This is a genomic window from Lachnoclostridium sp. An138, from assembly GCF_002160765.1.
GTDB classification, from domain to species: domain Bacteria; phylum Bacillota; class Clostridia; order Lachnospirales; family Lachnospiraceae; genus Laedolimicola; species Laedolimicola faecalis.
This window is the reverse complement of the sequence record NZ_NFLF01000013.1, coordinates 47,764-62,214: the sequence shown is the minus strand read 5'-3', so window position 1 is coordinate 62,214 and position 14,451 is coordinate 47,764. Positions and strand designations below refer to the sequence as shown.

The 14,451-nt window shown below is 52.9% G+C and carries 11 protein-coding genes; all 11 read left to right on the top strand.

The genetic code is table 11. The annotated features are described in order from the left end of the window. The first annotated feature begins 32 nt into the window (after positions 1-32). The 11 genes from B5E82_RS11700 to B5E82_RS11645 all read left to right on the top strand — a co-directional run bounded on the left by B5E82_RS11700 (position 33) and on the right by B5E82_RS11645 (position 14,444). Complete coding sequence (locus B5E82_RS11700) at positions 33-1,301, top strand: hypothetical protein (RefSeq protein WP_087307717.1); 1,269 nt, start codon at positions 33-35, stop codon at positions 1,299-1,301. A gap of 349 nt (positions 1,302-1,650) precedes the next feature. Then, entirely contained in the window at positions 1,651-2,733 is a 1,083-nt protein-coding gene (gene leuB, locus B5E82_RS11690) for a 3-isopropylmalate dehydrogenase (protein WP_087307715.1), read from the top strand. 114 nt (positions 2,734-2,847) lie between these two features. Continuing rightward, on the top strand, positions 2,848-4,509 hold the full coding sequence (gene ilvD / locus B5E82_RS11685) for a dihydroxy-acid dehydratase (RefSeq protein ID WP_087307714.1): 1,662 nt from the start codon (positions 2,848-2,850) through the stop codon (positions 4,507-4,509). Between the two features lie 103 nt (positions 4,510-4,612). Continuing rightward, positions 4,613-6,289 (top strand): biosynthetic-type acetolactate synthase large subunit, encoded by a 1,677-nt coding sequence (gene ilvB / locus B5E82_RS11680; RefSeq protein ID WP_087307713.1) that lies wholly within the window; start codon positions 4,613-4,615, stop codon positions 6,287-6,289. A gap of 134 nt (positions 6,290-6,423) precedes the next feature. Continuing rightward, the gene (locus B5E82_RS11675; RefSeq protein WP_162610767.1) at positions 6,424-7,782 is read left to right on the top strand and encodes a L,D-transpeptidase family protein; all 1,359 of its coding nucleotides are present in this window, start codon (positions 6,424-6,426) and stop codon (positions 7,780-7,782) included. Between the two features lie 144 nt (positions 7,783-7,926). Beyond that, positions 7,927-9,006, top strand: coding sequence for a 3-phosphoserine/phosphohydroxythreonine transaminase (gene serC / locus B5E82_RS11670; protein WP_087307711.1), 1,080 nt, complete (start codon positions 7,927-7,929; stop codon positions 9,004-9,006). A gap of 3 nt (positions 9,007-9,009) precedes the next feature. Then, entirely contained in the window at positions 9,010-10,173 is a 1,164-nt protein-coding gene (locus B5E82_RS11665) for a phosphoglycerate dehydrogenase (protein WP_087307710.1), read from the top strand. Next, positions 10,173-11,420 (top strand): DUF1015 domain-containing protein, encoded by a 1,248-nt coding sequence (locus tag B5E82_RS11660; RefSeq protein WP_087307709.1) that lies wholly within the window; start codon positions 10,173-10,175, stop codon positions 11,418-11,420. Before B5E82_RS11665 ends, B5E82_RS11660 begins: the two co-directional genes overlap by 1 nt. Before the next feature lie 177 nt (positions 11,421-11,597). Beyond that, positions 11,598-12,026, top strand: coding sequence for a DUF6465 family protein (locus B5E82_RS11655; RefSeq protein ID WP_087307708.1), 429 nt, complete (start codon positions 11,598-11,600; stop codon positions 12,024-12,026). Between the two features lie 209 nt (positions 12,027-12,235). After that, positions 12,236-13,435: an ABC transporter substrate-binding protein gene (locus B5E82_RS11650; protein ID WP_087307707.1), complete on the top strand. Its 1,200-nt coding sequence runs from the start codon at positions 12,236-12,238 to the stop codon at positions 13,433-13,435. Positions 13,436-13,559: 124 nt separating this feature from the next. Then, a complete protein-coding gene (locus tag B5E82_RS11645; RefSeq protein ID WP_087307706.1) occupies positions 13,560-14,444 on the top strand; it encodes a branched-chain amino acid ABC transporter permease in 885 nt (294 codons plus the stop codon). Positions 14,445-14,451: the final 7 nt, after the last annotated feature.

The window sequence follows — 14,451 nt, the reverse complement described above, 5'->3', positions numbered from 1 at the left end:
TGAGGATGGTATCATACGGAGGGGGAAGGAAAATGAAACGAGAATGGATCTTGTGGAATGTTCTTTGCAGTTCGGAGCGGGGTGCAGGGAATGAACGGATAGAGCAGATAGAGAAAAACGGATATTGCTGGAGCTACAGAATTTTTATTTTGGTGATCTGTATCCTGGGTTTCCTGCTTTGGATTTTCCCTGCTTTTGCTGTGGCGGATGGCAGCGACGGAATGGTTCCTGCAGACAGCCTGTGGTTTATGGCCCTGCTGGGAATCTCCATAACAGAGATGGCGCGTTTCCTGTACAGCTGTTTCCATGGGGAGCAGGAGTCTTTCGAACGTACCAGCGGATTGTGGTGTTTTGCGTCTCAAGGGATATTGGCCGGGATATGGGCGCTGGCCGGGGCATATGGATTCTGGAGCCTGCAGGATTACCGTACATGGATTGCCTTTGCTTTGGGAGCCATCGTCTTCTGGCTGCTCTGTCATCTGGCATATCTTCATTATGCGATGTCCACAGAGGAGGGAAAAGAAAAAAGAGCGAAGACGTTCGGAATCGCGGTTGTGGTGATTTGCGTGCTGGCACTGGCAGGGTACGGAGTATTTGCCATAACAGGGATTACCCATGAGAATACCGGAAACCTGACAGAAGAAGAAAAAGGATATGCGGATGCGATAGAATGGGGCAGGGAAGGATATGAGAAACTGGAAAGCGTAAAGATGGAATGCTTCTACAGGGATGCGGATGCAGAAGAGAATGCGGTTTTCCAGAATGGCGGTATAGCACACTCCTTTTACTGGATTACGCCGGATATGCTGTATACGATGGTGCTGGAACCAGATACAGAAGAGATATACCGGGAGTTTTTCAGAGATTCAGAGATGGAATGGCATATTGCTGAGGAGAAGAGATGGATTTCTGAACGGGACTACCAGGAAAACAGGGGAAGCCTGTCCGAAAATACACAGCCCTATACCGGCATCCTGTCACTGCAGCTCGAGGCCATTGAAAGTATCACAAAGGAACGTCGGGACGGGCAGACAGTGTATACCGTAGAGTACGGGGCAGATTATGAGACGGCACCGGAGAGAATCGGCGTGGTCGATGAGAGCGGCATTATCGGAGCGATGGAGGAGTATACCCTGAATGAATATGGGGTGATGACAGGATACGTTCTGGAAGAGTACGAGCTGACTGGTGAAGGAGAAAAAAGATGTGCGGAACGGAAGGCATTTACAGTGCTGAGTGCGGATGTGGAACAGAACGAGGCTGAGGTACGGGAGTTGGTCGGACAGTATGAGAAGGGATGAGGGAAAAGATATTCATTTTACCGGGGCCGGGTGCTGTGCATAGGTCAGGGAAAAGTCAGCCAGAGATTCCGGCTGGGATAAAAAAGAATCAGGCAGGAATGTCAGTCGGAAAACAGCCGGAGAGAAGATTTTCCCCTCTCCGGCTGTTTTCGGATCATCTGTTCGTATCCTTGGGCCGCATCTGCTCTTCAGGCAGCACACTCCATTTATAAATATAAAATTCTTTCCTTTTCTCCTTTACCGTGTTAAAATCTCTTTAAAGCCTGATCTCCTGGTTGAAAAAAAGGAGCTTTTGGTCTATATTATTAATAATATGTAATTTTATGAAAAAAGAAGGGATGATGAGAGAATGAAATTAAAGCTGGCAGTGATACCCGGCGACGGTATCGGCCCGGAGATTGTCCGGGAAGCGAGGAAGGCGCTGGATAAGACGGCTGAGAAATTTGGCCATGAAATCGAATATACGGAGCTTCTGATGGGCGGAGCTTCCATCGATGTGCACGGCGTGCCGCTGACGGACGAGACAATTCAGGCAGCGAAGAGCAGCGACGCGGTGCTGATGGGTTCCATTGGAGGCAACGCGGCCACATCACCCTGGTATCAGCTTCCGCCGGACAGACGTCCCGAAGCGGGGCTTCTGAAGCTTCGCAAATCTCTGGGTCTTTTCGCAAATCTGCGTCCGGCCATCCTCTATAAAGAACTGCGACACGCCTGCCCGCTGCGGGAGGAAATCAGCGAAAAGGGCTTTGACATGATGATCATGCGGGAACTGACAGGCGGCCTGTATTTTGGAGAGCGCAGGACAGAAGAGATAGACGGCGTGCTGACGGCCGTTGACACTCTGGTATATAACGAAAACGAGATCCGCCGGATTGCGAAGAAAGCCTTTGATATCGCAGGCAAGAGAAGAGGAAAGGTCTGCAGCGTGGATAAGGCCAATGTGCTGGATTCCTCCCGTCTCTGGAGAAAAACAGTGGAGGAAGTGGCAAAGGATTATCCGGATATCGAGCTGTCCCATATGCTGGTGGACAACTGCGCGATGCAGCTGGTAAAGGCTCCCTCCCAGTTTGATGTGATTCTGACGGAAAATATGTTTGGAGACATTCTCTCGGATGAGGCCAGCATGGTGACAGGTTCCATCGGAATGCTTGCCAGCGCCAGCCTGAATGATACGAAGTTTGGCCTTTATGAGCCCAGCGGCGGTTCCGCGCCGGATATCGCGGGCCAGGATATTGCCAATCCCATAGCGACGGTGCTGTCTGCGGCAATGCTGCTGCGTTACAGCTTTGACCTGGACAGGGAGGCAGACGCCATTGAAGCGGCCGTTCAGCAGGTGCTGACGGAAGGGTACCGCACCGGAGACATTATGTCGGAGGGCTGTACGAAAGTGGGTACGGCCGAAATGGGAGATCTGATCGCTGCGCGAATCTGAAAGACAGTAAGCGGACGTTGTGAATGAAAGTATGAATTATGAATGAAAGGGACTGCCGGAGATGCCGCCGGGACTCCCCGCAGATACAGAAATGGAAGAGGAGGATATACAGATATGAGAAGTGACGCAGTAACAAAAGGGATGCAGCAGGCTCCCCACAGAAGCCTGTTTAACGCTCTGGGCATGACCCAGGAAGAGATGGACCGGCCGCTGGTCGGCATCGTAAGCTCTTATAATGAAATTGTTCCCGGACACATGAATCTTGACAAGATTGTGGAAGCTGTAAAAATGGGCGTAGCCATGGCAGGGGGAACGCCGATTGTATTCCCGGCTATCGCAGTCTGCGACGGAATTGCCATGGGCCATGTGGGAATGAAGTACTCCCTGGTGACCAGAGACCTGATTGCGGATTCCACAGAGGCCATGGCTATGGCGCATCAGTTTGATGCCCTTGTGATGGTTCCCAACTGCGATAAGAACGTACCCGGACTTCTGATGGCGGCGGCCCGCATCAATGTACCCACGGTCTTCGTCAGCGGCGGCCCCATGCTGGCAGGTCATGTAAAAGGACAGAAGAGAAGTCTTTCCAGCATGTTTGAGGCCGTAGGCGCTTATGCGGCCGGTACCATGACCGAGGAAGACGTGCGTGAGTTCGAGGAAAAGGTATGTCCGACCTGTGGTTCCTGCTCGGGAATGTACACGGCAAACAGCATGAACTGCCTGACGGAAGCACTCGGCATGGGCCTGAAAGGAAACGGCACGATTCCTGCCGTATATTCTGAGAGAATCAAGCTGGCAAAGCACGCAGGCATGCAGGTGATGGAGCTTCTGAAGAAGAACATCCGTCCCAGAGATATTATGACAGAGAAAGCGTTTCTGAACGCATTGACCGTAGATATGGCTCTTGGCTGCTCCACGAACAGTATGCTGCATCTTCCCGCTATCGCTCATGAGGCGGGAGTAGAGCTGAACATGGAGATTGCCAATGAGATGAGCGCGAAGACTCCGAATCTGTGCCATCTGGCGCCGGCAGGCCCCACCTACATCGAGGATCTGAACGAGGCTGGCGGTGTCTATGCCGTGATGAACGAGCTGAACAAGAAGGGGCTTCTGTATACGGATCTGATGACTGTGACCGGAAAGACTGTGGGAGAGAATATCGCAGGCTGCGTAAACAAAAATCCGGAGGTAATCCGTCCTATTGACAATCCTTACAGTGAGATCGGCGGAATCGCCGTCCTGAAGGGCAATCTGGCCCCGGATACGGCAGTGGTGAAGCGCTCGGCCGTAGTGCCTGAGATGATGGTCCATGAAGGACCGGCCCGAGTCTTCGACTGCGAGGAGGATGCAATCGAGGCGATCAAAGGCGGAAAGATTGTGGCCGGAGATGTAGTTGTGATCCGTTACGAAGGACCCAAAGGCGGACCGGGTATGCGTGAGATGCTGAATCCCACCTCTGCCATCGCCGGTATGGGACTTGGTTCTACGGTGGCTCTGATTACGGACGGCCGTTTCAGCGGAGCTTCCAGAGGAGCGTCTATCGGCCATGTGTCTCCGGAGGCGGCTGTGGGCGGTCCTATCGCTCTGGTGAAAGAGGGAGACCGGATTCTCATCGATATTCCGAATAATAAGCTGGAACTTCTGGTATCCGAGGAAGAGCTGGCGGCCAGAAAGGCTGCATGGCAGCCGAGAGAGCCGAAGGTGACCACAGGCTACCTGGCCCGTTATGCCAAGATGGTTACTTCCGGAAACCGCGGAGCGGTTCTGGAACTGTAACAGATACAGGTACAGGTTCTGTTACAGGGGACATATCTGGTATGACACAGCTGCGGCTGTCTTTTGACAGCCGCAGAATCAAAATAGAATGGGGAGATGAAACATGCAGCTGAAAGGAGCAGAGATTGTAATTGAATGTCTGAAAGAGCAGGGAGTAGACACGGTATTCGGATATCCGGGAGGCGCAATTCTGGATATCTACGATGCGCTGTATAAGCACAGCGATGAGATCCGCCATATTCTCACCTCCCACGAGCAGGGAGCGTCTCACGCGGCGGACGGCTATGCCCGCGCTACAGGCAAAGTAGGCGTCTGCATGGCGACCTCCGGCCCGGGAGCCACGAACCTCGTGACAGGAATCGCGACGGCTTATATGGATTCTGTTCCGGTGGTGGCGATCACGGCAAATGTAGGGAAGAGCCTGCTGGGAAGAGACTCCTTCCAGGAGGTAGATATTGCCGGAATCACCATGCCGATTACGAAGCATAATTTTATCGTAAAAGACGTGGGAATGCTGGCTCCGGTGCTCAGAAGGGCCTTCCACATCGCGCGCAGCGGCCGTCCGGGACCGGTTCTTGTGGACATCACCAAGAACGTCACGGGAGCGGAGGCTGAGTACGAGCGGAAGGAACCGGAACCGATCGTCCGCGTGACGGATACTATCCGTGAGGAGGATGTGGAACGGGCGGTTGAGATGATATCTCAGGCAAAGCGGCCGTTTATCTTTGTGGGCGGCGGAGCGTCCATTTCAAACGCGTCCCGGGAGGTGGCGGAGCTGGCCCACAAGATCCAGGCTCCGGTGTGCGATTCTCTGATGGGCAAGGGAGCGTTCCCGGGAGAAGATCCTCTGTATACGGGTATGCTGGGCATGCATGGCACAAAGCCGTCCAATTTCGGAGTGGTGCACTGTGATCTGCTGATCACCATCGGCGCCAGATTCAGTGAGCGTGTGACGGGAGACGCTTCCCGGTTCGCGAAGAAGGCGAAGATTCTTCAGATCGATATCGATCCGGCTGAAATCAACAAGAATGTGATTGTAGACAGCAGCATCATCGGTGACGTGAAGTCGGTGCTTCAGGTGCTGAACCCGAGGCTTCCTGAAAAAGAACACAAGTCCTGGCTGGATGAAATCAATGCCCTGAAGAATAAATATCCGCTGAAATACAGCGAGGATCGACTGACCGGTCCTTACGTGCTCCAGGAGCTTTACCGGATTACAAAGGGCGACGCAGTGATTGTGACAGAGGTAGGCCAGAATCAGATGTGGGCGGCTCAGTATTACAAGTACCGGGAGCCGAGAACCTTCCTGACCTCCGGCGGCCTCGGAACCATGGGCTACGGCCTCGGCGCAAGTCTCGGCGCAAAGCTTGGATGCCCGGATAAGCTGGTGGTAAATGTGGCGGGAGACGGCTGTTTCCGCATGAATATGAATGAGCTGGCTACGGCCGCCCGCTATAACATTCCGGTGATTCAGCTTGTGCTGAACAATCATGTGCTGGGTATGGTGCGCCAGTGGCAGAATCTGTTTTACGGCCGGCGCTATTCCGCCACAATCCTGGATGACAATGTGGATTTCGTAAAGCTGGCGGAAGCGCTGGGCGCGGAAGGTATGCGCATCACGAAGCGCGAGGAGGTGGCCCCGGCTCTTGAGAAGGCCATCGCTCTGGGCCGTCCGGTGGTGATCGACTGTATCATCGACAATGACGACAAGGTATTTCCGATGATGCCGGCAGGCGCGCCGCTGGAGGATACCTTCGACGCGGACGATCTGGAGAAATAAGTTGCCATTCACAGTCCTGATTCAGACGTGGAAACAGATGCTTATGTGCCGGCACGGCACATCTGTTCCCGGGTCTGAATCGGCTGTGAATCGTAACAGAAATAAAAAAATAACTGACAATGGAGAACCTTAAAATGTTGAAACGTATACGCTGGTATCTTTGGATTCTGGCAGGAATCTTCCTGGCCTATCTTGCGGCTTCCGTATACTTTATGGAGCATTTTTTCCTGGGAACTGCGGTAAATGGAGAAAATGTGGAGTTTCAGACGGTGAAGCAGGTAAACAGCCTGATTCTGGAACAGGCGGAAGGGTACGGGCTGACGCTTCTGGAGCGGGGAGGTACGGAAGAAAGCGTGACGGCGCAGCAGCTGGGCATGAGCTTTTCCGAGACGGAGAACGTGAGGAACTACAAAAGGGTTCAGAACGGTTTTCTGTGGCCGCGGATGTTCTGGCAGCAGGATACTTACCAGATAGCACCGGATATCACCTTTGACGAAGAGACATTTGATGAAACTCTTGCATCCCTGTCCTGTGTGCGGGAGGGGGAGGAGCCGGAAGACGCCCGGGTGGAGCTGACGGCAGACGGCTATGAGCTTTACCCGGAGCAGCAGGGCTCCCGGATAAAAGAAGATGTATTAAAGGAACAGGTCCGCGCGGCGGCGGAGACTCTGACGGAGACGGTTGATCTGGAGGAAGCCGGCTGCTATGAGGCGCCCTCTCTGACCGCGGACTCGCCGGAGATTACGGAGCTTACCGCGAAGCTGGACCAGTGGTTTGCCACGGAAGTGACTTATGAGTTCGGTTCACAGACTGAGGTGGTGGACAGTTCGGTGGTGGCAGGCTTCATTCAGCTGGACGGCTGTGAGGCGTCACTGAGTGAGGAGGCTGTCAGAGCATGGGTAGCGGGGCTGGCAGACAGACGGGATACCTACAAGAAATCCCGCCAGTTCAACAGCACGCTGCGGGGTGTAATCACAGTCAGCGGAGGAAATTACGGCTGGCAGATCGATCAGGAGACGGAAACCGCAGCCCTGCTGGCTTCGGTGGAGAAGGGCGAGACAGCCGCAAAACAGCCTGCCTGGTCCCGGGAAGGAAAAGCCTGGGGAGACAACAATGATGTGGGCGATACCTATATCGAGGTGGATATGGGAGCCCAGCATATGTGGGCTTACAAAGACGGCGCTCTTCTGATAGACACAGACGTGGTGACCGGAAATATCAGCCGGAATTACGGTACGCCTTCCATGGTTGCCGCGATTCAGTACAAGGACCGGAACGCGGTGCTGCGGGGCGACAATTACGCCACTCCGGTCAAATACTGGATGCCCTTTTATGGCAATTATGGAATCCATGACGCCAGCTGGAGAAGAGAATTCGGCGGTACGGTCTATCTCACCAATGGCTCTCACGGATGTGTCAATACGCCTCCGGCAGCCATGAAGGTAATTTTTGAAAATATGGATTCCGGTACGCCGGTAGTACTGTATTATTAGATTTTCCGCGGCAGTTCGTCGGCAGAGATGGGCTGCCGTGAATTTATAAAGCAGGCTTTTGAGAAACGGAATTGACAGAAGATTAACGAAAGCATACAATAACAGAAAAGAACACTGCTTTACAAGAAGAGGAGGAAATGAAAAATGAGTCGTGTGTACAATTTTTCGGCGGGTCCTGCGGTTCTGCCGGAAGAGGTGCTGCGGGAAGCAGCAGCCGAGATGATGGACTATCAGGGAACAGGCATGTCTGTGATGGAGATGTCTCACCGTTCCAGGGCCTTTGAGAACATTCTGAATGAGGCGGAGCAGGATTTGAAGGATCTGATGCAGATTCCGGACAACTATAAGATTCTGTTCATGCAGGGCGGAGCTCATCTGCAGTTCGCGGCGATTCCCATGAATCTGATGAAGAACCGTGTGGCAGATTATATCATCACCGGACAGTGGGCGAAGAAGGCTTTCAAGGAAGCGCAGATCTACGGAAAGGCCAACGCCATCGCCTCTTCTGAGGATGAGACCTTTTCCTATATTCCGGACTGTTCGGATTTGAATATCAGCCCGGACGCGGATTATGTCTATATCTGTGAGAACAATACCATTTACGGCACCAAGTTCCATACGCTTCCCAATACCAAGGGCAAGCTCCTGGTATCCGATGTTTCCTCCTGTTTTCTCTCTGAGCCGGTGGATGTATCCAAATATGGTCTGATTTACGGCGGCGTTCAGAAAAATATCGGACCGGCTGGTATGGCTATCGTGATTATCCGTGAAGATCTGATTACGGAGGATACGCTGCCCTATACGCCGACCTATATGAAATACAAGATTCACGCGGACGCCAATTCTCTTTACAATACGCCCAACTGCTACTGCATCTACATGTGCGGCAAGGTCTTCAAATGGCTGAAGAAGCAGGGCGGTCTGGAAGTGATGAAGGCCAGAAACGAAGAAAAGGCAGCCGTCCTCTATGACTTCCTGGACAGCAGCCGGCTGTTTAAGGGAACAGTCCGCAAAGAGGACCGTTCCATGATGAACGTACCCTTTGTGACCGGCGACAAGGAGCTGGACGCGAAATTTGTGAAAGAGGCGGAAGAAGCCGGCCTTGTGAACCTGAAGGGCCACAGAAGCGTGGGCGGCATGCGGGCCAGCATCTACAATGCCATGCCTCTGGAGGGCGTAAAGGCTCTTGTGGAGTTCATGAAGAAGTTTGAGGAGGAGAACTAAGCGATGTATCAGTACAAATGCATGAATCAGATAGCGAAATTCGGTCTTGATCATTTTACCCGTGATTATGCGGAAGTAGAAGAGATAGAGGAAGCAGACGCCCTCCTGGTGAGAAGCGCGGCTCTCCATGATATGGAGTTTCCGAAGAACCTGAAGACCATTGCCCGGGCAGGCGCAGGCGTGAACAATATTCCCCTGGGAAAATGCGCGGAGCAGGGAATTGTGGTATTCAATACGCCGGGAGCCAATGCCAACGGCGTCAAGGAGCTGGTTCTGGCCGGCCTTCTGCTGGCGGCCAGAGACATCATCGGCGGCGTGAACTGGGTGCAGTCCGAGCGGATGAATGAGGAGATTTCCAAGCTGGCAGAGAAGCAGAAGAAGCAGTTTGCCGGCCATGAAATCGAGGGCAAAAAGCTGGGAATCATCGGCCTTGGAGCTATCGGCGTAAAGGTGGCGAACGCGGCGGTCCATCTGGGCATGGAAGTGCTTGGCTACGATCCCTATATTTCCGTGGACGCGGCCTGGAATCTGTCCAGAAGCATCCGCCATATCACCAATGTGGACGACATCTACAGGGAATGTGATTACATCACCATCCATGTGCCTCTTCTGGAAAGTACAAAGAAGATGATCAACACAGAGGCCATTGAGAAGATGAAGGATGGAGTGGTGGTCCTGAATTTTGCCAGAGATCTGCTGGTAGACGAGGACGCCATGGTGCTGGCTCTGAAGAAGGGCAAGGTAAAACGGTACGTCAGCGATTTCCCGAACCCCACCACAGCGGGAGCGAAGGGCTGCATCGTGATTCCCCATCTGGGAGCGTCTACCGAGGAGGCGGAGGAAAACTGCGCCCGCATGGCTGTGAAAGAGGTGCGCTGCTATCTGGAGCATGGAAATATCAAGAATTCCGTCAACTATCCGGACTGCGATATGGGAATCCCCAGCTACCCGGCCAGAGTCGCAATCTGCCACAGAAATGTCAAGAACATGCTGAGCCAGTTTACGACGATTCTCGGACAGGCAAATTATAATATCGGAAACATGACAAACAAGAGCCGGGGGGACTATGCCTACTCCATGTTTGACCTGGAAAGTCCCGCGAGCCGTGAGCTGGTAGAGCAGCTGGAGGCTGTAGACGGCGTCCTGAAAGTCAGGGTGATCTGCTGATGGCGGATATCAGGCCCTTTCCCGCAATCCGTCCTGCGAAGGGGAAAGAGGAAATGATCGCGGCCCTTCCCTACGATGTGTACAGCCGTGCCGAGGCCAGGGAGGCGGTAAAGGACAGGCCCTTAAGCTTTCTGCGCATTGACCGCGCGGAGACCCAGCTTCCGGAAGACGTGGATCTCTATGACGGCCGCGTCTATGAGAAAGCCAGAGAGCTTCTCTGGAGCATGGTGGAGCAGGGAGATTTTATCCAGGACGGCGCGCCCTGCTATTATCTCTATGAGCTGACCATGAACGGACGCAGCCAGACAGGTATCGTGGCCTGCGCTTCTGTGGACGATTATCTGGAGAACCGTATTAAAAAACATGAAAATACAAGGCGGGAAAAGGAAGAGGACCGGGTGCGCCATGTGGATGTCTGCGACGCTCAGACAGGCCCCATTTTCCTGGCTTACCGCAGGGAAGAGACGCTGAAAAGACTGACGGCTCAGGAAAAGCAGAAGGAGCCGCTCTTTGATTTTGTGTCAGAGGATGGAATCCGCCACAGAGGATGGAAGATATCCGGCTCAGAGGAGATCGCCGCGATCCGCTCCGCGTTTCAGAGAATGGACGCCTTGTACATCGCGGACGGCCATCACCGGGCGGCTTCAGCGGTCCGCGTGGGCGTAAAGAGAAGAGAAGAACATCCAGGCTATACGGGGGAAGAGGAGTTTAACTATTTCCTCTCCGTGATTTTCCCGGATGATGAGCTGATGATCATGGATTATAACCGGGTGGTAAAGGATCTGAACGGCCTGACGCCAGAGCAGTTTCTGGACAGGGTAAGGGAAGTATTTGAAGTGCGGAAGCTGGAAAAGGCGGCTCATCCGGAGAAAAAGGGAGAGGTAACGCTGTTCCTGGAGGATCAGTGGTATCTCCTGACTCTGAAGCCCGCTTACGAAAATACAGACCCGGTGGAAGGACTGGACGTGTCCGTGCTGCAGAAGCAGATTCTTGCTCCGGTGCTGGGTATTCAGGACCCCAAGACGGATAAACGGATCGATTTTGTGGGCGGAATCCGGGGCCTTTCCGAGCTGGAGCGCCGGGTACATACGGATATGAAGGCGGCTTTTGCCATGTATCCCACTTCGATCGGGGAGCTGTTTGCCGTGGCGGACGCGGGGCTTTTGATGCCTCCCAAATCCACCTGGTTTGAGCCGAAGCTCCGCAGCGGACTCTTCATCCACTCTCTGAAGGACGCTCTGTTTTAAATTGTCTGTATTTAATTAAAAACAAGAACATTCTTGCATTAATTGGAAAAATGCAATATAATAGGTCTGTCAAAAAGTATCATTGTACTGCACAGCTTCAGAGGAGCATGAATATGTGATTCTCTGCTGCTGTCCCTGACCGTATGACGGTGAGGTTTGAATTTGAGGAGGATTATTATGACTGCTAAGAAAGCAACAGCGACTACGAAGAAGGCAGCAGAGACCGCAGTGGCAAGCGATCCGGTGAAGACAGCAGAGCCTGTAAAGGCAGAGAAACCCGCAGAGACCAAGGCAGAGCCCGTAAAGGCTGAGCCGGCAAAGAAGACCGCAGCAAAGAAAGAGACTGCAAAGAAAGAGACTGCGAAGAAGACTACAGCGAAGAAGACAGTGAAGGCGGAGAAGCCCGCAGTGACACAGAACGTATACGTTCAGTTCGCGGGACTGGAGATTTCCACGGCAGACCTGACAGCGAAGGTAACTGAGGAGTGGGTTGCTCTCGGACACCGTGCCTCTTCCATCAAGAGCCTGGATCTCTATGTAAAGCCCGAGGATATGGCGGCTTACTATGTGATCAACGGCAAGGAGAGCGGAAAGATCGCACTGTAATCGGATATTCATACAACATACAGATAAAAAGAGAGACGTTCTGCATTTTCCGGTGCAGGGCGTCTTTTTATTTCTATTGAAATATTTACGCTTGAAATCTGGATCTAAAAGTGATATACTAAAGCGCGTATTAATAGCGCGCACAAATGTCTTTGAAGAACGTACATACATACAGGACAGTGTCTGCGTAAGCACAGGAGGGAATAGTTATGAAAAAACGAGTATTATCAGTATTGCTTGCGGCAGCCATGCTGAGCACACTGCTTGCAGGATGCGAGAGAACACCGGAATCCACATCGGACAGCTCTTCGGCTGCCGGCGGTGATGTGGTAAAGATCGGAGTGTTCGAGCCGGCGTCCGGCGACAATGGTGCAGGCGGAAAGCAGGAGACCCTTGGTATCCAGTACGCGAATTATGTGACTCCTACGGTAGAGATTGGCGGCAAGGAGTATACGGTTCAGCTGGATATTGTAGACAATGAGTCTTCCAACGACAAAGCGCCTTCAGCAGCAGCTACGCTGGTAAGCGACGGCGTGTCTGTGGTACTTGGCTCTTATGGTTCCGGTGTGTCCATCGCAGGCTCTGATACTTTCAAGGAAGCCGGCATTCCGGTGATCGGCGTGACCTGTACGAACCCGCAGATCACAGAGGGAAATACCCATTACTTCCGTATCTGCTTCCTGGACCCGTTCCAGGGCACGGTGCTTGCCAACTTTGCAAGCGATAATTTCTCAGCAGAGAAAGCCTATGTGCTGACAAAGCTGGGGGATGATTATTCTACAGGACTTGGATACTATTTCACAGAAGCTTTTGAGGCTCTTGGCGGAGAGGTTGTCTCCGAGACCTTCCAGGAAGGAAACAGCGATTTCACCTCCTACATCACTTCTGCAAAGAATGAAGGGGCAGAGGTATTCTTCGCTCCGTCCTCCACAGAGGTTGCCGCTCTTCTGATTGAGCAGGCCGCTTCCCAGGGACTGGGAATGCCGCTTCTGGCAGGCGACACCTGGGATTCCAATGTTATCCTGAACGCGGCAGAGGGCAAAGATGTAGATATCTATGTATCTACCTTCTATCAGGAAGGCGGAGATCCGGAATTTGACGCAGGCATTAAGGAATGGATCAACAGCGATTCCACAGCCAAGGCGAACAACGGAGGAGACGATACGGTTTCCGGTCTGACTGTTATGGGATATGACGCTTACTATGTGGCCCTTGAGGCTCTGAAGGCAGCAGGCTCCACCGATCCGGCAGCAGTCAATGAAGCGCTCTGGGATGTGACTTATACAGGTGTGAGCGGAGATATTTCCTTTAATGAAATTGGAGATGCGAACCGTGACGCGGCTTATGTAAAGAATGCGAATACTGAGACGGGCGCATGGGATTTCGTGGCGGAGCAGAGCGTTAACTAAGAGGACGCCGGCCGCTTAAGGTTATGAAAGACAGGTAACAGAGGCTCTATGGCGGGAGTGCAGAACAATCTCCCGCCATAGACGCGTCTTGAAGATAAAGTGATTCGGAAATCGGAGGTTCTTTATGGATTGGATAAGCAAGAACCTGCCATATCTGATGGCAGGAATCTCAGTGGGCGGCCAGTATGCCCTGATTGCCATTGGCTACACGATGGTCTATGGCATCCTGAGACTGATCAACTTTGCTCATGGCGATATTTTCATGGTGGCAGGACTGATTATGGTCTATGCCGTGACAGTTATGCCTATGCCCCTTGCGATTCTGCTGGTGATCGCGGCTACGGTGGCGCTGGGCTTTCTGGTGGAGCGGGCGGCTTATAAGCCTCTGCGGAGCGCTCCCCGTATGTCCGTTATGATTTCGGCTATCGGCGTATCGTATCTGCTGCAGAATCTGGCTCTGTACATCACGGGCGGACTGTCTCAGCAGTATCCGGCTATTCCCTGGCTCAGCGACACGGTTACGATTCTGGGAGCGACAACCAAGCGCGTGACGCTTGTGACGCCGGTTCTGACGGTTCTGCTGGTAGTTGTGCTGGTGCTTCTGATCAAATACACGAAGGTCGGCATGGCCATGCGGGCCGCTTCAAGAGATTTTGAGACCTCACAGCTGATGGGTATCAAAATCAATTCCGTCATCAGCATGACTTTTGTAATCGGAAGCTTTCTGGCAGCTATCGGAAGCATGCTTTACTTTACAAACTACACAGGCGTGACTCCGACGGCGGGAGCCATGCCCGGATTGAAGGCCTTTGTGGCGGCCGTATTCGGCGGAATCGGTTCCATACCGGGCGCCGTGATCGGAGCGTTTATCATTGGTATCTGTGAAAACATCATTAAGGGTCTGGGCTGGACCACCTTTTCCGACGCGTTCACCTTTGCCCTTCTGATTGTGATTCTGATCGCCAAGCCTACGGGACTCTTTGGTGAGAAGGCTATCGATAAGGTATAAGGAGGCG